The organism is Streptomyces sp. NPDC005551 (assembly GCF_042871785.1).
GTDB lineage: Bacteria > Actinomycetota > Actinomycetes > Streptomycetales > Streptomycetaceae > Streptomyces.
Map to the genome: position 1 here is coordinate 180,683 of NZ_JBIAJE010000001.1, position 19,103 is coordinate 199,785.

Here is a 19,103-nt window from a genome sequence, read left to right on the forward strand (position 1 = left end):
CCGCAGGCCACGCGCCCCGCCCGGCTCGTTTCCGTCCCGCAGGCCGGCAGTCACAGGTCGTCGCCGATCGCCTTGACCGACCGGAAGGTGACCGGGTCCAGGGTCTCGCCCTTGTCGATGACATCGAGGACGCCGAGGAGGTCGAGGCGTGCCAGGAGCCGCTCCACGGCGGGCAGCGCGCCCTCGGCGTCGCTCTCGTCGTACAGACGCGCCTCGTGGAAGGCAGCCTGAAGGTCGCCCGCGGCGGCGACGGCGACCCCGGCGCGGTGCTCCTCCTCGGTGTAGAACTGCGCCCAGGCGGCGAGTCGGCCGACGTCGTCGGAGCTCAGGCCCGCCAGTTCCAGGTGGGCCCTGGCACGCTTCGGTACGGTCATCTCGGCGCGCAGCTCGTCGAAGACCTCCTGCTGACGCATGCCGGAACGGACCTTGTGCATGGCCAGTTCCACCAGCATCGGCCAGCCGCCGGTCACCTCGATCAGGCTGCGCCGCTCACGCGGGGAGCCGAAGGGCGACTCGGACCATGCACGCACGCTGTCCACCGTCCACCGCTCGGGGCGCACCAGTCCGGCGGCCGACACCACGCCCGTGGCGGTGTCCGGGTCGCACAGGACGGCGGCGTAACGGCGGGGCACGGACGACGAGCTGTCGGAGCGAGGCTGGGTGATCCGGGTGTGGTCCAGAAGCCGGTCCGTGGCCTCCTGCAGCCGGGCCGTGTCCTGGCCTCTGAGGTCGACGAAGAGCAGCCGGGAGCCGCTCTTGCGGCGGGAGTTGGCCGTGATGAACTCGGTCAGGTCGTCGTCCGGTCCGATGTGCACGACGGTCAGGCCGTGGCCGTCGATGTGGAGCTGGATGCCGCGCTCCACCAGGTCGGCGCTGAGCGCCGGGGTGCAGGGCACCAGGGTGGTGCGGGTCGGGTGGGTGAGGATGTCGCTCAGCTGCCCGTCGGTCAGTGGGCTCATCCGCTGCACCCGGGTCCGCCGGTCGGTACCGAGAGAGCGGCGGGCGACGCTCGGGTTGTAGTCGTAGGGCAGGTCGAACTGGGTGTCGCGCAGCTCGTTCTCCAGCTCGGCCTGGGTGCCGAGCATGTTCACCACATTGGGGCTGCGCATGGCGTAGACACGCTCATCCCCGGGAAGCCGGATCAGCAGGCCGAGGTTGACCATCTCCTCGAGGTAGATGGTCAGCTGCCGCTCGGAGTTGAGTGGGAAGCCGTCCGGCCAGCGCTCGTGGGCGCGTTCGAGGAGTTCGGCGGGCCGGTACCCGTGCCCGTGGCCCTGCTCCAAGCTGCGCAGGGCAATGAGCAGGGCGAGAACGCGGTAGCGGTCCTCCAGGTTGATCGTGTAGCGAAGGCGCTCCGCGATCAGCCCGCGGACCTCCTCCATGCCGGCCACTTGCTGGACGTCCTCCCAGGTGATCGGAGAGTGTCGGCCTTGGGCGGGCATGGAGCGCTGCTGCATGTAGGCGACCAGGCGGTCGCAGAAGATCTGCAGCAGGTTGGCCTGGTAATTGGTCAGGCCGAGGATGTGCCAGACGAGGTCGCGGGTCTCGAAGGTGAGACCCACCGCCGCCATGGGCTCCTCCACCAACTCGACCGCGTCCTGCGGTTTCAGCGGGCCGACCGGTACGTCGCGGCCGCCGTGCGCGGTGACCACGTTGATCAGCCGGTTGAAGCGCTGGACCTGGTGGAGACCGGCGAACACCACCTTGAAGTCGCGCCCGGTGTCCTCCATCAGCCGCTGCAGACGCTTCACCGTGGGGAACGTGGACTGGCCACCGCCGGTGTAGACGGCTTGGGCGTCCGCCGTGAGAAAGGCGTCGGCCTCGTCGGCGAGCAGCAGCAGACGGCGCTCGGGCCGCTCCTCGATCCACTGCTGGACCTCATTGGCGATCACATTGCCCGGAGCACGGTCGGCGACGCTCTCACTGATCACGCCGCGCCTCTTCAACTCGGCCAGCAGCATCCGCCAGATGCCCTCCGGTGGTTCCGCGTGCCCGATATCGGCCTTCATCAGGTCGACGTACACGGCTACCCGGTTCTCCTGGTCGTCTTGCTGGAACACCTCCACGGCCTGCCTGAGCAGGGACGACTTGCCGAGCTGGCGTCCCCCGAAGAGGAAGATCGGCCCCTGCGGGTCGAGGACGGCCCGCATCTCGTCAGTGCGGCCCTTGAACACCTCGGGCGGCACCAGACCCGCGACATGCGGGGTGTACGGGGTGTAGCCCGTCCACGGCAGGGTGACTTGCTGGACGGCGCGGAATGAGCGTGGCGCGTGCGCGGCGACCCAGCCGACCACGGCCGGGTCTATGACCATCGCTTGGTGGCTCCGGCCTCGCGACTCCTGCGCGAGGCTGCGACGGCCTTCGACACCCAGCGGCTGCGTGTACAGGATGATGTTGGCTTCGATCGCCGATGCCGGCAGATGGCGCAGCGGGCCCTCACCCCGCAGCTCGTCGGTGATGACCACGACCTTGTACATGCGGCGGGCATACGAACCGAGGGCGGCGACGTAACCGGGCGTGCTCTCCGTGATGTCGGCCCGCACGCTCAGCCGGGTGACGCCCCATCTGGCCTCTTCCACATTGGGCTGGGAGGCGTTCAGGCCGAGCAGCCGTAGCACGCTGACCACCGCCTTGCCGACCTTCCGGGCGTCCCTCGACTGCCCCAGCCGGTCCCAGGCGTCGAGGCCGGAGACGGCGTTCTGCACCAGCGCCTCGCCCGAGGCGTAGTGGTCCGCCCACCAACGGGCGCTGCCGCCGGACGAATCGGGCCTGGGCGCGTCCGGGTGGGCCACACCCGCCAGGAAGCGGGAGAGAACTTCTCCGGCCGGCTCGGCCGGCTCCGGCAAGGGCTGGCCCCGACGGGCGAACGTCAGGAGCTCCTCCGCCGCCACCGTCTCACCGCGGTCCAGGAGATCGCGGATCCGGTTTGCGTCCTGCTCCGTCAGCTGCACCCGCCCGAGCTGGCCACGCAGGTCGTCGCTGCGCTCCTGCTCCAGGAGGCGCAGATCCTCGGCGACCTGCTCGACGGCGCGCAGGCGCTCCCCGAAGCTCCCGCCGTGGCCCTCGCCCTCCAAGTCCAGCAGACGGCCGGTGAACTCGCGCTCCACCTCGTGAGACAGCAGGTTCTGCGCGCGGACCCGGGCCAGCGCCAGTTGGGCGCTGCGGTGCTCCTTGGCGCATCGGTCCTTCCACTGGCCGGCCGCATCGGAGAGCGCCTGCCGCTGCTCGGCGAGCTGGACTGCCGTGAGCTCGGCGCCGGGCACCTCGCCCCGGGAGATCCTGTTCAGCAGACGTTCGACGAGGTGCAGGTCACCGTGGGCGCGGTGCCAGGCGAGGGCGCGGGCCGGGTCATGCGGGCTCAGCATCTCTGCGAGCACGGGGAACGCCTCCGGGGCGGCGACGTCGGGCAGGTACCTGCCGTTCTCCAAGCGCCAGGACAGGCCCGGCAGCATCAGCAGCGCGTCCGCCGGCGGTGGGAACAGGAGGTCCTCGTTCCTGGGCCCGGGCGTGTAGGAACGGTCGAGCCATCGCACCAGCAGGTCGAACAGCGCGCCGCCCACACCCGGGGGCCGCCCTGCCTCCCTGGCGGCGTCGAGCGCCGCCAGCAGCTCGGGGCCGATGGCGCCGCTGCCCGAAGTCGCCGGCGCCTCGGCGGCGCGCAGGGCCGCCTTCAGGAGGTCCTGGACGCTCTTGATGTGCGTGCGGAGCTGAAGGCGGGCGCCGGAGTGGATGTCGTTCCTGGCCTGCTTGGTGGTGCGCTTGACCCGGTCGGTGTCGTCGATCAGGCGGTCCGCGGCATCGATGCGTTGGAAGTGCTCCTCCATCAGCCCGGACAGCTTCTGTGCGCCGGACTTGCCGCCCCTACTGGCCCACTCCTCAATGGCGTGCAGGGTCGCGCCGAGTACCCCTTCGGGCCCGGCCAGCGTCTGCAGGACGACCGTGGCCCGCTGGTAGCGGATCTTCCGCTTAGGCAGGTCGACCGCGAGCTGGCGGGCCTGGTCGGCGATCTTCTCGAACCGGTTGGCCTCTGTGGCCGCGACGCCGGTGCGCAGACCCCCCGGCGTGATCTCCGCGCCCTTGCGGACGGCGAGCACCAGGCCGTCGAGAGCCCTTGCCCACGGGTCCGGAAGACCGGGGACGGACGTGTGGTCGCCGGTGAGGGCGCTGCTCGCCCAGTGGGCCGAGATACCGCTGCGTACGGCTGCCGTCAGTACCAGGAACTGGGCGTCGCGGTCGTCCTCCAGGGGACGGCTTCGCGTGGCGGCGTCCAGGAGTTCCTCGGCCTTCACCTGCAGGTCGGAGGCTGAGGCGGGCGAGACGTGGAACGCGGCGTCCGCGAAGGCGAGGGCGAGCGTGCGGTGTTCGGACACGTTGGCGGCACGGCTCACCCAGTACGCCTCGGCGAGTCGGCCCTCGGCGACCAGGGCTTCCACGGTGGCTTCGGCTCCGGCCCAGCCGTCGGCCGAGGTGGGGTTCGCTTCGTCGGCGTCGGCGTCGGCGTCGGCGTCGGCGTCGGCGTCGGCGTCGGGCTCGAGCTCGGGCTCGGGCTCGGTGCGGGACGGCGCATGGGGGCGGGGGGCGGTGGGGACAGTGGCCTCACTCTGTTTTCCACCGGTCCGGGCCTCGTCGTCGTGGTGTTCGCCGCGGCCCGGGGAGGTGGCCTCCCACCGGACTTGGGCGGCGCCGGTGTCCTGGGCCGCCACCGCCTCGGGTTGGTCGACGGCTTCGGTCTCAGGGCCGGGGAGGACGACCGCCGTCGTCCCTGCCGCGACCGGTTTCGGGGTGTTCCCGCTGCTGAGCGAGTCCCCGGTCCCCTCGTCCTGAGACGCAGGCGTGTCGCCTTGTCCGCGAACCCCGTCCTCCGCGCCGTGCGGAGTGATTTCGCCTTCCGGGCCGGGGAGGTCGTCCTGAGGGGCCGGGCCGGAGCCCTCTTCGCAGCTCCCTCCGCCCGGAGGGAGACCGTCCGTACCGGCGCTCGCCGCGGAGTCGCTCTTCGCCTCGGACGCCGCAGTGTCGGCCACCAGTTCGTTACGGAGCTCGCGGAGCTGCCGCTCGAACTCTGCGACCTGGTCGACGAGGGTCTGCCGCATCAGGTCACTGACGGCCTGCTCAAGCAACCCCACCGCCTCATCGTGCGCCTGCTCGACCTTGGCGATCTCCTCAGCGATCCGGCCCCGTTCCCGTTCTTCCTCGCGAAGCCGCTCGGTCAGTGCCGCGGCCTCGACCCAGCCGGCATCCGGACCCCAGGGGTCGGCGGGCTCCGCGCCTTCGGCTGCCGCGGGCACCACCTCCGCGAAAGCCTCGGCGAGGGACTGCCGTTCCCCCATCCAGGACGTCATGGCGCTCAGCAAAGCCCCGTGTCCGGCGGGCTGCCGTCCGTCCCTGATCGCAGCGGCGAACTCCTCCAGCCGGTTCGCGAGTTCAGCGGCTCCCTCGCGAAGCCCGGTGGTCCGCAGCGACAGGATGTCGGGGGTCGGCACAGTCGGCGCCTGGGCCTTCACCGTGGAGTCGGCGTCCTCGACGACCGCCGCTCCACCCTCCCTCTCATGACCCCACATCGCTGGGGCGCAAGAGGGGCGCTCCCAGATGTCGGCCGCCTCCGGTTCTCCCTCGACGTCCACCGCTCTCCGGAGTTCCTCGCCATGGCTCTCAGTGAACCGGTGAGTCGGCAAGTGCCTCGCGAACCCCAACCCGTACAGGACCAGTTGCGCCAGTTCAGGCGGCAGCATCTCGAGCATCCGGACGAACTGATCCAGATCCGGATCCTCGAGGAAATCCCCCTGGCCCAGCTCCACGAGCTGCGAGCAGCCGACACGCAGGCCGCAATAGCCCAGCGCGTGCAGGGTTTCCTCCGGAGCCCGGCTGATCCAGAGCCGTGCGCCCGACGGTCGCCGTCGAGCGGCGGGGGCGGGTGCACCGGGGTAGTTCAGGAGTACCGGACTGTGAGCCTTCTCGATGTGGCGCATGATCCGCGACACCAACTGCGGCCTCCCCAGCAGCCACTGCCGGAACTCAAAAACGGAATGCATCGCCCAGCCCCCTTGCGTCCCCGGTCGTCAGTCCGTGGCCAGCAGCCAACAGGCCTATGGACCCACCCCCCGTGGGTCACTCCGGCCGGGCCTCGTACCGAGAAGTGTGATGTGCAGCAGTCTTACCAGAGAACACCGACAGATGAGCACTCGTCAGCACGGAATGGAAACTCCTGGAGCCGCCACGACTCCCGTATGTCACACTTCCCCGGTTGCTCTCGCTGACTGCCTCGACGCGGTCCACCACGTAACCCGGAACGGGTCAGCCGAACAGGCTCCGTCGCGACCGGTCGTCCCACGGTGTGGGTGTCTCGCTCACCGCCGCGTACGCCCTGCGGCGCCGCCACGCACGACAGTCAGGGTCGGGACCGCAGGGTCGTCTGTGCCTCACACCGTCTTTCACCGGGCAGACCGGGTCAGCGGAAGGTCACGGGCTCAGCCCCCGGGGTGGATGAGGCCACGCTCGTACGCCTTCACCAGGCGCTGGGGGACCTGGTGGACGGAACCGTCGATCGTGAGCGGAACCAGCTGGGGCGTGGTCGCCTTCCACTGGGCGCGGCGGTGGCGGGTGTTGCTGCGGGACATCTTCCGCTTCGGAACTGCCATCGTGAACTCCTGAGTGATGTGCGGGGAGTGTGCGAGGGAGACGGTGGAGGGAAAGGGTGCCGTCATCGATTCATTGAGGCGCCCTCCCAACTGCGGGCGCCCGCAGCCGGAAGGGCCGGGTTCTCACCAGGAGGACTTGGTGACGCCCGGCAGGAACCCCGCGTGTGCCTGCTGTCGCATGCGCACCCGGGAGAGTCCGAACGCGCGCAGATAGCCGCGGGGTCGTCCGTCGATGCTGTCGCGGTTGCGTACGCGGGTTGCGCTGGCGTCCCGCGGCTGCCGGCAAAGCTCTGCCCGGGCGGCCGCGCGTTCCTCCGGGGCCGTCGATGAGCGCCGGATGATCTCCTTGAGCTCCGCTCGCCGGGAGGCGTACCGCTCGACGACCTCCATGCGCTGCGCGTTCCGCGCGATCTTGCTCTTCTTCGCCATCAGACCTTCCCCCCTCGCGCCCTGATCCGGGCCACGGTCGCCTCGACGCCGATCGTGTCCACCGTCTTGATCGCCCTGGCGCTCAGGGTCAGGCGGACGTGGCGGCCCTCGCTGGGCAGCCAGTAGCGCTTGTGCTGGATGTTCGGGTCGAAGCGGCGCGAGGTGCGCCGGTGGGAGTGGGAGATGGAGTTGCCGAATCCCGGCTTGGCACCGGTCAGTTGGCAGTGGGACGACATGGGGAAGCGGTACCTCTCTGGAGTGAGTGGCTATTGAGAATGAAAACCGTTCCCATATGGTAGCGCTCATGACCCGCAACGAGATCCGTCCCGTCGTCAAGCTCCGCTCGACCGCCGGCACCGGGTTCACCTACGTCACCCGCAAGAACCGGCGCAACGACCCCGAGCGGCTGGTGCTGCGCAAGTACGACCCCGTGGCCCGCCGCCACGTCGACTTCCGCGAAGAGCGCTGATCGCCCCGTAGCCCGCACCCCCACCGGACCGTCGAAAGGTTCCTCCCGTGAAACCCGGCATTCACCCCGCCTATGAGCCCGTCGTCTTCCGCGACTCCGCCTCCGGCACCGCGTTCCTCACCCGCTCCACGCTGACCAGCGACAAGACCGTCGAATGGGAGGACGGCAACACCTACCCCGTCGTCGACGTCGAGATCTCCTCGGCGAGCCACCCCTTCTACACGGGCACCGCTCGCGTCCTCGACACCGCCGGCCGCGTCGAACGGTTCGAGCGCCGTTACGGAGCCCGCTGATGGAGCGGGACCGCGGACTCTCCGTGGCGATCGTCGCCGGGCTCCACTCCGATGCCCGCAAGGAGGTCGTCGACCGCCTGCTCCGGGCCGTACCGGGGAGTGTGGCCCTGCACCACGACATGGCCTCGGCATCCGACGGCGCCGTTCTTCGCCTCGTGCGTGACGCGTCCGGTCCCGTCTCCAGCGCCGAGACGCCGCTGGTGAACGACTGCGCGTGCTGCGCGCTCCGCGAGGACCTCCTCCCCGAGCTGGAACGCCTGGCGGACGGCGGTCTCACCCGGCTCGCGGTGGTCGATCTGTGGGACTCGGTCGAGCCGAAGGCCGTGGCGGAGCTCATCGCGGGACACGGTGGAGACGGCATGGCAGTGACAAGCGTGATCACCGCCGTGGACCCCGCGCTCGTCCTGCCGTACCTCGCGAACGGCGACGACCTGGCCGAGGCCGGCCTCGCCGCAGCCCCCACCGACCGGCGGACCGTCGGGGACACCTGGGCCCGCCAGTTGGAGTACGCGTCCGTCCTCGCCGTCGTCGACAGCGATGAGGCCGACGACGAGGACCGTGCCCTGCTCACCCAACTGCACCCGACCGCACGGCGGGTGCCGGCCGCCTCCGCCGACCTCGCGCGAGCCGCTCTCGCAGGCTTCGACGTCGAGGGCGCTGCGGCCGCCCAGCACCCCGCGTGCGCGCTGCTGCCCCAGGACGCCGACGAGGCCGGCGTCACCACCTTCGTCTGGCACCGCCGGCGGCCGTTCCATCCGGAACGGCTCTACCAGGCCCTCGAGGACCTGTGCTGCGCCGCCGCCCGGAGCCGTGGCCGCTTCTGGCTCGCCGACCGTCCGGACACGCTGCTCGCCTGGGACGCCGCCGGCGGGGCGTTGTGCGTGGAGAGCGCCGGGCCGTGGCTGGCGTCGCTGCCGGACGCGGCCTGGGAGATGGTGCCGCCCGTGCGTAGGGCGGCGGCCGCGCTCGATTGGGACCCCGACCACGGCGACCGCTGCCAGCACCTCGTCTTCACCTCGCCCGGTCTGGACCGGGACGGGCTCGAACGTCTTCTCGAATCCTGCCTGCTGACCGACGCGGAGTACGCGTCGGGGCCGGAGGCATGGAAGAGCCTGCCCGCCGCCTTCGACTCCCTTCTCGACGCCGCCTGACCACCGCACCGTACGAAACGAACGACATGATCACGCAAGGAGAAGCCGTCATGGCACGACGCCCCGAGCTCCGTAAGCCCGACAAGTCCCGCCCCAACCCGCTCGACGCGGCCGAGATCACGTACATCGACTACAAGGACACCGACCTGCTGCGGAAGTTCATCTCCGATCGTGGCAAGATCCGCAGCCGGCGCGTCACCCGGGTGACCGCCCGGCAGCAGCGCGCACTCGCCACCGCCATCAAGAACGCACGCGAGATGGCCCTCCTGCCGTACGCGGGTCGCTGACCTTCCCCGGACGCGTCAAAAGGGCGCGCATCGCGCGTCGCCCCACTGGCGGCCATCCTCGGGGCGGTGCCACCCGGGCGTCGCTCCCGAGACGGAGCGAAGGTGGACGGATGTGCACGCACGGTGGCACGCCGGTGGTCGGCGATCGCGGCCGCGGCCCCCGACCGGGGTGACTTCGTCTCCGCCGGCGAATTGCGTACGCGCGTGGCCGGAACGGGCGTGCACATGGCCTGAGCGCTGTCTGCCGCGCGCTCCGGCAGCTCGAAGGCGCCGGTGGCCTCGACATTACCCACGAGCGGGCATGAAAGCTGCAGTTCCGCATGGCCGCCTCGGACGGTCACCGGCACGGTCTCATCAGCCGGCGCTGCCACGCGGGCATACCTGGATACCGAGGCGTGGAGCGGTGGGCGAAAGAGGTCACCACGCCGCTGCTCAGGGTTTCACGAACGTGGAGTACACGATCGAGCTCGGCGGAGTGTGGCGAGACTGCCGGCCCGCAGTCGGCCGTTGATGACCGAGACTCGCCGGCCGACCGCGTTCCCTCGATGCACAGGCTCTTGGTCCGTGATCCGTCAACGGCCCACGGGATCACCGTCCGCGCCGTCATTCCGGCTGAGGAGCATGACGTGGCCGCCGTGGTGCAGCGGCGTGCTCAACAGCAGACGGTTCGCCTCCTGGCCCGTCTCCGCGTCGACCAAGTGCACTTCACCGTGCCCGCCGCGGGTGACGGCCACCCAGTCAAAGCCCGGTGAGGCGGCCACCGCTCGGCGTTCCACACCCTCCCAGGGGGTGCCGCCGTGCCGTGGCGCGCCGTCCATGGCAGGGAGGGGAACGCGACGAAGGGTGTCGCCGGCGCCCAGAAGCACCAGTTCGTCGCCGTCGGGGTGGATGCGGGTGAAGGCGGTGTCGTTCCGGGCGAGCGCCAGCCGGAAGACCAGACCGGGGCCGAGCTCGGTGAGGAGCGTGAGACCCGTCTCCAGATCGTGACGCCATGCGTGATTCGTCCAGTCCGGCCACCGCAGCGGGTCCGGAGCGCCCCCGCGCAGCGTGGTCCACAGGGCCCGCCGGCGGGTGTCGAGGCGGAGGTACCAGCCCCGGGCGGGCGACTCCCAGGGAATCACCGTCTCGGCCACGAGCGTGTCGCCCTTCCTTCGGGCCGAGTGCACTCCCGCGCCGGTGGCCGCGAACACCTGCCCCGAGCCGGGGTCCTGTGCGTCACCGTGCCCGTCGTCAGGCAGGGGGAGGAGGGCGTGAGGCGTGACCACGGGGCAGCCGGGCGGAGCCGCGAGGAGATCCGCGAACCGGTGGACCGCCAGCGCACCCGGTTCCCGGTGCCGCAGTACGACGAGCGGATCGTCGCCGCCCAGTACTGTCGCGCCTGGTTCGCCTGTGCGTGTGCGTACGCGAGCGGCCTCTCCGCCGGCCAGGTCGACAACCGTCAGAAGGTCCGACCACGGTTCCGCGTTCTCGCCCAGGCCGGTTGTGACGGCCAGTCGGCGACCGGACGGATCGCACGCCAGGTGTTCGGCCGGGACGGCGACAGGCACCGCGAGTTCCACGAGCTCGTCGCCGAACGGGTCGAGCACCAGCAGTTCCCCCCGGCGGTCGTCGACGCAGGCCACCCGCCCTCCCGGCAGCGCCAAGAACCCGGCGTGCTCGGAGAGATGGCGCCCGGTGAGGTGTCCTGTGACGGTGCCGTCCGGCACGGTCAGCGCGTACACGGAGCCGGCCACGTGGTCGGAGACGAGCAGTACGGGAGCGGCAGCGGTCATGAGTCCTCCAGGAGTGCTAGTGAAAACGATTATCATGTATGTTCGGTGCGTTCCAGGTCCCTGAGGAAGAGGCGAGGGCATCGATGCTGCGCGCACCGTCCAGATTCGTCCGTAGTTGGCTCACCGCAGCTGTGGTGGGTTCCGTCCTGGTCGGCTGCGGCTCGACCCCCGACGACCCCACAAGCGGCAAGGCCGGGCCCACCGCGAAGACCGAGGTCACCGTCGAACCCATCAAGGCGGCGACCGAGTTGACCGACGCGAACGGCGTCAAGATCTCCCTGGAGAAGCAACCGGAGCGGATCGTCTGCCTGTTCGCGCTGTGCGACGACATCCTGACCGAACTCGGCATCGTCCCGACGGCCACCAACAGCGAACTGCTCGCCCACCCCGGCTTCCTCGGGGAGGACGAGGCCAAGAAGGTCGACGTCATCCCCGGCGGATTCATCGCCCCGGAGGTCGAGGCGATCCTCTCCCACAAGCCGGACCTCGTGATCGGCCTGGGGGACACCCACGGCAAGCTCGCCCCCGCGCTGAAGGGTGCCACCACGTTCTGGGCCATGCAGCCCGAGACGTGGGAGGACAGCGTCGGTTACCTGCGCGACACCGCAGCCCTCACCGGCCGCACCGCCGAGGGGGAGAAGGCCGAACGGGCCTTCCGGACCAAACTCGCGAGGGCCGAGAAGGCCCCGAGCGACAAGACGGCCCTCATCATCTACGGCAGTGACGAGAACTTCGGCGTCGCGACGCCGGAAGGTGATGTGACCGCCAGCCTGTTCCCCGAGATCGCCGAGTACCCGTGGAAGTCCCGCGGTGTGGAAGGCAGTTACAGCCTCGAAGAGATCCTCGCCGAGGGCGTCGATGTCCTGTTCGTCGAGACGATGAGCTTCGGCGACGCGGACGGCGAACTGTCGGAGAAGCTGGCCGAGAACCCTCTTTGGAGCAAGATCCCGGCAGTCGAGAACGGCGACGTCCACGAGGTGAACCCAGAGGTGTGGGCCAAGGGGCGCGGTACCCGTTCGATGGGCATCGTCCTCGACGAGGCCACGGCCGTGCTGCGGTGAGGGCGCCCACCCCGGCGCCCACTGCGGCAGATGGCTCGGCGGGCCGGTCCCGGCGGCTCTCACCGCGTGCACGGAGGTGGCAACCGCTCCTGGTGATCGGGGTGCTGATCGCCGCGTCGGCCTGCGCACTGTGCCTCGGTACCCCCTACGTTCCACCGCACCGGCTCGCCGGCGCGGTGCGGGACGGGGACACCACGCTCGCCGGGATCGTCGTCGCCGAACTCCGCTTCCCGCGACTGGTGTTGGCGCTGATCGCCGGAGCCTGTCTGGGCGCGGCGGGGCTCGTGCTGCAGGAGGCGCTCCGCAATCCCCTTGCCGTGCCGGAGATGCTCGGCGTCTCCTCCGGAGCGGCGCTGGGCGTGGCCGCGCCACTGGTGCTGACCCTGTCACTGCCCGCCGCGGTCCAGCCCGTGCTCGCCCTCGGCGGAGCGGCGCTCGGCGGCGGGCTGACCCTGCTCGCCGCCGGGCTGGGACGCAGCCCGTCCGCGGTGCTGCTGACCGGCGCTGCGGTCGCGGCCGCGTTGCAGGCCGCGCTGCTCGTCCTGATGGTCACGGCGGACCAGCTCGACCTCCAGCTCATCTACCGCTACCTGTTGGGATCCCTCTCCGCCCGGACCTGGGACGACGTCGCAGGGCTGTGGCCGTGGCTGCTCGTCGCGGTCCCCGCCCTCGTGCTCTGCGCGCCGGTGCTGTCGGTGATGCGGCTGGGCGACGAGGACGCCGAGGCGCTGGGCGTACGGGCCCAACGGGCCCGGCTGGCCGCGCTGGCCATCGCCGTCGTACTGATCGCGCCCGTCACGGCCGTGTGCGGGCCCGTCGCGTGGGTGGGATTCCTCGCCCCGCACCTGGCCCGGTGGTTCAACCCCACCTCGGAAGCCGTGCGTTGGCTCCCGTGGTCCGCCGTGTGGGGTGCGGTCGTCGTGACGGTCGCCGATCTCCCCGCCCGGCTGGCGCTGGCGCCCGTGGAGACGCCGGCCGGTGCCTGGACGGCCCTGCTGGGAGTCCCGGCCGGGGTCGCCCTGATGCGATCGGGCCGCCGTGGCCGGACCGGTGGTCGCAGGTCGGCCGGTTCGACGAGCGGGCCGTTGCCTCATGGCGAGCCCGGGGCCCGCGGCACCTCCCCACTCCCCAGGGAGAAGACCGGAACGGAGGACGCTCGTTGAGCCGGCGTTTCGCGGCCCTCGTGGCACTGGCCGTCGTGTGCGCCGGGGTGGAACTGGTGGCCGGACGCGGCATGTCCCCGGACGCCGTCCGGGACGTGCTGGGTGGCGGCGGTGACGCGACGGAACGGCACATTCTCTTGCAGCTGCGGCTGCCCAGACTGCTGGTGGCCCTGGGGGCGGGCGCGTCCCTCGCCGTGGCCGGGCTGATCCTGCAGTCCGCGTTGCGCAACCCCCTCGCCGGACCCGAAGTGACAGGTGTGACCCCGGGGGCGGTTCTCGGGGCCGTCACTGCGACGGCCCTGGGTCTCGCCGGCTGGGACTCACCGCTGGCGGTGGTACTCGCCGCGTACGCGGGCGGATGCGCCGGAGCGCTGCTGCTCTGGCTGCTCGCCGGCCGCGCGGGTGGAGACCCCGCCCAGACCGCCGTGCACGGAGTGCTGGTGTCGGCGGTGCTCGGCGGACTCACCGCCATGGTGCTGCTCGTGGAGCCGGGCGAACTCGGCAGCGTCGTGCAGTGGCTGGTGGGCACCACGGAGGGCCGGGTGTGGGAGCACTGGCACCTGCTGTGGCCATGGGCGCTGGTCTGGGGGGCCGCGGCCTCACTGCTTGCCGGGCCGTTGACCCTGTTGCGCTGCGGTGACGACATCGCCCTGGCCGCCGGGCTCTCCGCCCGGCGGGCCCGCACCCTCGCCCTGTTGTGCGCGGTGGCGTTGACGGCGGGTGCGGTGGCCGCCGTCGGCGCGCTGGGCTTCGTGGGACTGCTCGTCCCGCATCTGGCCGTGGCCGTCTTCGGCGCGGACCTGCGGGCGAGTCTTCCCGGCGCCGCCCTGATGGGGGCGGTCGTGGTGTGCGGGGCGGACGCCGCGGCGCAGCTGTCCTCGCGGCTGCTGGCCCAAACACTGGACGCCCAACGACTCACGCTGCCGGTCGGGGCGCTCACCGCCTGCCTGGGTGCCGCCCTGCTGCTGGTCGTCGTGCGCCGCACGCCGGGCCGTACGTTCTGAAGCCGACGGAGGACCGAGCATGACCATGAGCGAGTCCATGGGAATACACGTCGAGGGGATTCACTTCGGCTACCCCGCCCGACCCTTACTGCGGGGCGTCGACATGACCGTAAGGCCGGGCGAACTCACAGCACTCATCGGCCTCAACGGCTGCGGCAAGTCGACCCTGCTGCGGCTGGCCGCCGGGCTGCTTCGACCGGACCGGGGGCGCGTGCTGCTCGGCGGGGACGACCTCGCCGGGCTCTCCCGGCGCGCCACGGCCGCGAGAGTGGCGCTGCTGCACCAGTCCGCGCCCGCCGTACCGGGGATGACGGTCCGCCACCTGGTGCGGCAGGGGCGGTACGCGGCACGGGGCCCGCTGGGCATGCTGCGCGAGGGTGACGATCCCGTCGTACACCGGGCACTGCGCGACGTCGGCGTGGAGGAATGGGTCGACCGTGACGTCGACGCGCTCTCGGGCGGCGAGCGGCAGCGGGTGCGGCTGGCGATGGCCCTCGCCCAGGACACCCGCGTCCTGCTGCTCGACGAGCCGACCACCTATCTGGACCTGCATCACCAGCTCGACGTGCTGCAGACGGTGGTCCGCCTGCGCGAGGAGCGCGGGCTCACCGTGGTGATGGTGCTGCACGACCTGGCCCACGCCGCCCGGTTCGCCGAACGCGTCGTCGCCCTGCGCGAAGGCCGCGTGGTGGCCGACGGAGCGCCGAAGGCGGTCGTCACGCCGGGCTTGCTGGCCGACGTGCTGAAGGTGGCGGGCCGCGTCGGTACGGACCCCGAGGGCGGCTGGCCGGTGTGTTACCCAGATCACCCTCTTTCCGCACTGGAAAATGAAAATCAGTTCCATTAGTGTTCGAGTCGTGGCGCTCATCCGAACGCCTCATCTTCCTTACAAACAAGGAGAGTTCGTGGACAACGAGCAGATCTTCGCTCCGATCGCCGACCCGGGTCAGCTGGCCCACGCCTCGGCCACCCACTCCAACGCGCTCGTCGAGAACCCCTTCGAGGACACCGAGGAGTAAGCGAGGGCCTCACCGCCTCTGACCGTGGGCCCGCCCCGTTGCCTGACGGGCGGGCCCACGCCCATCCCAGCTTCTGTCGTCAGGAGATCGTCGTGTCCCGCAGCCGGCTCGTACCCGGGGTCGAAGTCGTCGCCGTGCCCGGGCGGGGTCTCGCCGTCCGCACCAGTGAAGGAGAGTTCCTCAGCGTCAGGACACGAGACGCGGACGAGAGCGCTCTGCTCTCCCTGCTCTCCGGTGTCGACACCGCCCCGCTGGACGAGGAACTGCACCGTGTGGTCCGGGCATTCGAGGAGGCCGGTTATCTGGCGGACGAGCCGCAGCTCCCGCAGTGGCCCGCCGACCGCCGGGACATCCGGCTCCTCGGCCACCCGGCACTGACCCGACCCCTGGCCGCGCACCTGGCCGCCCTGGGCGCCACGCCCCGGACCACACCGGCCGGAACCGATGCGGACACGTCGCCAGTGGGGATCGAGGACCTGCTCGACGGAGACCCTGCCGCCGTCGTGTGGTGCCTCGACGGTCCCGTACCCCACGGGCTGTGGGAGGCCGCCGACCGGCTGCCCGAGCACGGGGTCGCCTGGCTTCGCTGCCACCGCGAGGGCTGGCAGGCGTACGTCGAGCCCCTCGCCGCCGCCTCCGGCGACGTCACCGCGGCCCACGTACGGGCCCGTCGGCTCGCCGCCACCCCCGCCCACCGCGAACTGTCCGCCTACTGGAGCGGGCCTCGTACGTCGGGCGCACCGGTCCGGCTCACCGTTCCCGCCGCCGCGCTGCTCGCGGCTCTGTTGGCCGACGATCTCGGCCGGTGGGCCACCGACACCGCTTGCACGGCCGGCTTCCCGGCACGGCGCCGACTCCGGCAGGTGGACCTGCGCACGCTGACCGTCACCGAGCACCCGGTCCTGCCGGTGCCCGTCGTCGCATCGATGCCGGGGCAGGACGGATGACGTCCTTCCGCGCTGCTGTCGGAGGTCTCGCCACGGACGTGTGCCTCCCGGATGGCGCCGGCCCCTTTCCCGCCGTCCTCATCCGTACCCCGTACGACCGTGCCCGGCACCTGGCCGAGGCGCGCGGCTGGGCCCGTCGCGGGTTCGCCGCCGTCGTCCAGGACGTGAGGGGCCGGTTCGCCTCGGCGGGGGAGTGGCGCCCGTACGAGAACGAGGCCGCCGACGGTGCGATGACGGCGCGATGGATCCGGCGACAGCGGTGGAGCGACGGCCGGTACGTCGCCGTCGGCGCCTCCTACGCCGCCCACTGCGCCCTGGTCCTCGCCCTCGAAGCGCTCGGCGAGGCGGAGGCTCGGCCGGACGCCGTCATCGCCGCCGTGCCCGCGCTGGGCGCCGCCGAGACCGCGCGCGAACCCTCCGGCGTGGAACGGCTGCTGACCCGCGCCGGGTGGTGGGCCGCCCATGGCGACCGGCCGGACTCCGACGAGGGCGCGCTGGACATGGCCCTCGCCGCGGACCCCGGCCTGCTCACCCACCTGCCCCTCACCCGCCTTCCCGAGCGGCTGGGGCGAGACCTGCCCTCCTGGGCGGGCCTGTGGGGGCACCGTGAGCGCGGCCGACTCGCATCCCGGGCGGCGCGCGCCGACGTGCCCCTGCTCGCGGTCGGGGGCCACCACGATCACTTCACCGAGGACACCGTCGCCCTGTGGCGCACCTGGGGCGGACCCTCGGCGCGCCTGCTGCTCGGTCCTTGGGGCCACGGTCTCGTCTCCGCGCCCGGCCCCGACGCCGGCCCCGCCCACCGGGTGGTCCTCGGCGAGCTGTACACACGTTGGGCACGCCGCGCCCTGACCGGCGGCCTCGCCCCCGGCCGCAACGGCGCTCTGGCGCTGGGCGGTGGCGACCTGTGGCTGCCCGCGGGCACCGAAGGCGAACCGCGCACGCTGCGGTTGCGACTGCTGCGCGGCTCCGTCTTCACCGCCGACCCCGATAGCCCCGTCCGCTCCGACGAACTCACCGTGCCCACCGCGGGAGTCCCCGACCGTTGCCTGCTGGCCACCCCGCCACTCCCGCGTCCGCTCGACGCCGTCGGACCCGTGCGGATACGGCTGCGGGCCGCCGCCGACACCCCGTCCGCCGACTGGGCCGCCCGCCTCGTCGCCCTCACGCCGGAAGGGATCGCCGGGCGGCTCGCCGTCGGTGTCCTGCGGCGCGAGGAGCCGGGAGACCGGCTCGCCGAGTTCACCGTCGAGCTCGGTCGGCTCGCGCGTCGGCTGCGGGCCGGCACGCGGCTGAGGCTCGAGATCGCCGGACACCATTTCCCGGCTCACGCCCGTAACCCCCACACCGGGGACGACCCGGTCACGGCCGACCGGCTGCTCGCCTCCCGGCGAGAGGTCGACCCGACGAGCGTGACGCTGTCCCTGCACGTCCTCCCCTCCCGCCCCACCTCCACCGATCCCGCCAAGGAGATCCTGCGATGACGGCGCTGCCGCTGGAAGCACTCGTCGACCCCGTCTGCGGCATCGTCCGCGAGGTCAAGCCCGTCGAACACCCCGTGGGCGCCCCACCCCGCTACACCGCGTTCACCACCGAGATGTCCGACGCCCGCAGACTCGGTCTGTGGCCCGCCGACCGGGTCTCCCTCGGCACCACCTTCGGCGACCCCGAGCAAGCCCGTGTCGCCGCGATAGCCGAGGGGACAGAGCGCTACTGCGGCAACCGTGTGCCCCCACCCGGCCACCGCGACGCCCCCCTGCGGGCAACCGCCGCCGAACTCGCCGAGGAGGGCCTGCGGCTCTACGGCCCCGACGACCTGCCGGCCTACGCGCCGTGGCAGTACACCCGGGAGAAGTTCCCCTACCGCCCCCTCACCGCCGACACCCCCTCCTTGTGGACGCGCGGCACCGAGCGGCTCCCCGACGGACGCATGACGGAGGTGTGGGCGCCCGTCGCCCTCACCCACCTCAACTGGCGCCAGGGCGACCTGCGCGAGCTGCCCCGCACCCACCACCTCAACTACGCCGGCATAGCCACCGGGCAGGGCTTCGACGACGCCGTCGAACGCGGTCTGCTGGAGATCGTCGAACGCGACGCTCTCGAACTGTGGTGGCACCTCGACGGCCCCACCCGCGGCATCGACCCGGCCAGCGTGCCTGGCCTCATGGACAACCTCGCCGGATCCGCGCTCGACGTCCACCTCGTCGAGATGCCCTCGGAGTTCGCCCCGTGCATGGCCGCGCTCGTCCACGACCCGGCTCTCGGCCTGTACGCGGCCGGTTTCGCCTGCAAGTACGACCCGGCCGAGGCAGCCCGCAAGGCGGTACTCGAAGCGGTCCACACCTGGGTCTTCACGCAGGGCCTGACCGCCGCCGACGGCTGGGTCTTCCAGGCCGTCGAGGCCGGACTGCTCGCCCGCGGCCTCTACCTGGAGCATCGGGCCGACGGCCGGTATCTCGACGCGTGCGGCGAGCGGTTCGAGCACGTGCGGGACCTGGGCGCGCACGTGCAGGTCTGGCTGGATGAACGGATGGCGGCCGAGGCCAGGCGGTTCACCGAACCCGCCCACGGCACCGTCTCCGTCGACGCGGTCGAGCCCGGCAGCCGTGAGCGGCTGGAGAACGCGCTGCGCGCCGGCGGCCACCGCGTCATGACGTTCGACCTGACCACCGAGGACGTCGCCGAGACGTCCCTGCGGGTGGCCCGGGTGCTCGTCTCCGGGCTCCTCCCCAACGCCCCCGCCGCCTTCGGCTACTTCGGCTGCCCGCGGCTCGCCGAGGCCGCCGTGCGACGGGGCTGGCGTACGGCCGCGCCTGGCGCGCCCGAGGACTTCACGCTGGCGCCTCCGCCGCACATGTGAGGACCGCCGTGGA

Annotated in this window: 17 protein-coding genes; 12 read left to right on the forward strand and 5 right to left on the reverse strand. The window is 71.9% G+C overall.

Going from position 1 to position 19,103, the window contains the following annotated elements; genetic code table 11:
- Positions 1-50: 50 nt before the first annotated feature.
- The 4 genes from ACFYP4_RS00735 to rpmB all read right to left on the reverse strand — a co-directional run bounded on the left by ACFYP4_RS00735 (position 51) and on the right by rpmB (position 7,300).
- Positions 51-6,029 (reverse strand): hypothetical protein, encoded by a 5,979-nt coding sequence (locus ACFYP4_RS00735; protein WP_388781430.1) that lies wholly within the window; start codon positions 6,027-6,029, stop codon positions 51-53.
- A 435-nt stretch (positions 6,030-6,464) separates the two neighbouring features.
- The gene (gene rpmF, locus ACFYP4_RS00740; RefSeq protein ID WP_388781433.1) at positions 6,465-6,635 is read right to left on the reverse strand and encodes a 50S ribosomal protein L32; all 171 of its coding nucleotides are present in this window, start codon (positions 6,633-6,635) and stop codon (positions 6,465-6,467) included.
- Positions 6,636-6,758: 123 nt separating this feature from the next.
- Positions 6,759-7,064, reverse strand: a complete 306-nt coding sequence (gene rpsN, locus ACFYP4_RS00745) for a 30S ribosomal protein S14 (protein WP_388781436.1) — start codon at positions 7,062-7,064, stop codon at positions 6,759-6,761.
- Positions 7,064-7,300 (reverse strand): 50S ribosomal protein L28, encoded by a 237-nt coding sequence (rpmB, locus tag ACFYP4_RS00750; protein WP_358853074.1) that lies wholly within the window; start codon positions 7,298-7,300, stop codon positions 7,064-7,066. Before rpmB ends, rpsN begins: the two co-directional genes overlap by 1 nt.
- 68 nt (positions 7,301-7,368) lie before the next feature.
- Between rpmB and rpmG the strand changes: the two genes are divergently transcribed.
- Genes rpmG through rpsR form a run of 4 tightly spaced genes read left to right on the forward strand, consistent with a single transcriptional unit; the run spans position 7,369 to position 9,264 of the window.
- Positions 7,369-7,533: a 50S ribosomal protein L33 gene (gene rpmG, locus ACFYP4_RS00755; protein ID WP_358853075.1), complete on the forward strand. Its 165-nt coding sequence runs from the start codon at positions 7,369-7,371 to the stop codon at positions 7,531-7,533.
- Between the two features lie 47 nt (positions 7,534-7,580).
- Positions 7,581-7,826 (forward strand): type B 50S ribosomal protein L31, encoded by a 246-nt coding sequence (locus ACFYP4_RS00760; protein ID WP_358853076.1) that lies wholly within the window; start codon positions 7,581-7,583, stop codon positions 7,824-7,826.
- A complete protein-coding gene (locus ACFYP4_RS00765; protein ID WP_388781442.1) occupies positions 7,826-8,977 on the forward strand; it encodes a CobW family GTP-binding protein in 1,152 nt (383 codons plus the stop codon). Before ACFYP4_RS00760 ends, ACFYP4_RS00765 begins: the two co-directional genes overlap by 1 nt.
- Positions 8,978-9,027: 50 nt before the next feature.
- Positions 9,028-9,264, forward strand: coding sequence for a 30S ribosomal protein S18 (gene rpsR / locus ACFYP4_RS00770; RefSeq protein ID WP_358853078.1), 237 nt, complete (start codon positions 9,028-9,030; stop codon positions 9,262-9,264).
- 572 nt (positions 9,265-9,836) lie between these two features.
- On the opposite strand, the gene ACFYP4_RS00775 is transcribed toward rpsR, so the two are convergent.
- Positions 9,837-11,036 carry a hypothetical protein gene (locus ACFYP4_RS00775; RefSeq protein ID WP_388781445.1) on the reverse strand — a complete coding sequence of 400 codons (1,200 nt, stop codon included), beginning with the start codon at positions 11,034-11,036 and terminating at the stop codon, positions 9,837-9,839.
- Positions 11,037-11,119: 83 nt separating this feature from the next.
- Here ACFYP4_RS00775 and ACFYP4_RS00780 point away from each other — a divergent pair, with 83 nt between their 5' ends.
- The 8 genes from ACFYP4_RS00780 (at position 11,120) to ACFYP4_RS00815 (ending at position 19,090) form a co-directional block, all read left to right on the forward strand.
- Positions 11,120-12,097: an ABC transporter substrate-binding protein gene (locus tag ACFYP4_RS00780; RefSeq protein ID WP_388781448.1), complete on the forward strand. Its 978-nt coding sequence runs from the start codon at positions 11,120-11,122 to the stop codon at positions 12,095-12,097.
- Between the two features lie 95 nt (positions 12,098-12,192).
- Positions 12,193-13,260 (forward strand): FecCD family ABC transporter permease, encoded by a 1,068-nt coding sequence (locus tag ACFYP4_RS00785; RefSeq protein WP_388782636.1) that lies wholly within the window; start codon positions 12,193-12,195, stop codon positions 13,258-13,260.
- Entirely contained in the window at positions 13,257-14,264 is a 1,008-nt protein-coding gene (locus tag ACFYP4_RS00790; RefSeq protein WP_358853081.1) for an iron ABC transporter permease, read from the forward strand. Before ACFYP4_RS00785 ends, ACFYP4_RS00790 begins: the two co-directional genes overlap by 4 nt.
- Before the next feature lie 25 nt (positions 14,265-14,289).
- Positions 14,290-15,111, forward strand: a complete 822-nt coding sequence (locus tag ACFYP4_RS00795; RefSeq protein ID WP_388782639.1) for an ABC transporter ATP-binding protein — start codon at positions 14,290-14,292, stop codon at positions 15,109-15,111.
- 58 nt (positions 15,112-15,169) lie between these two features.
- Positions 15,170-15,283: a streptamidine family RiPP gene (gene amiA / locus ACFYP4_RS00800; protein WP_240449975.1), complete on the forward strand. Its 114-nt coding sequence runs from the start codon at positions 15,170-15,172 to the stop codon at positions 15,281-15,283.
- A 92-nt stretch (positions 15,284-15,375) separates the two neighbouring features.
- A complete protein-coding gene (locus ACFYP4_RS00805; RefSeq protein WP_358853082.1) occupies positions 15,376-16,230 on the forward strand; it encodes a hypothetical protein in 855 nt (284 codons plus the stop codon).
- Positions 16,227-17,714: a CocE/NonD family hydrolase gene (locus tag ACFYP4_RS00810; RefSeq protein ID WP_358853083.1), complete on the forward strand. Its 1,488-nt coding sequence runs from the start codon at positions 16,227-16,229 to the stop codon at positions 17,712-17,714. Before ACFYP4_RS00805 ends, ACFYP4_RS00810 begins: the two co-directional genes overlap by 4 nt.
- Positions 17,711-19,090, forward strand: a complete 1,380-nt coding sequence (locus ACFYP4_RS00815; RefSeq protein WP_388781453.1) for a YcaO-like family protein — start codon at positions 17,711-17,713, stop codon at positions 19,088-19,090. Before ACFYP4_RS00810 ends, ACFYP4_RS00815 begins: the two co-directional genes overlap by 4 nt.
- Positions 19,091-19,103 lie beyond the last annotated feature (13 nt).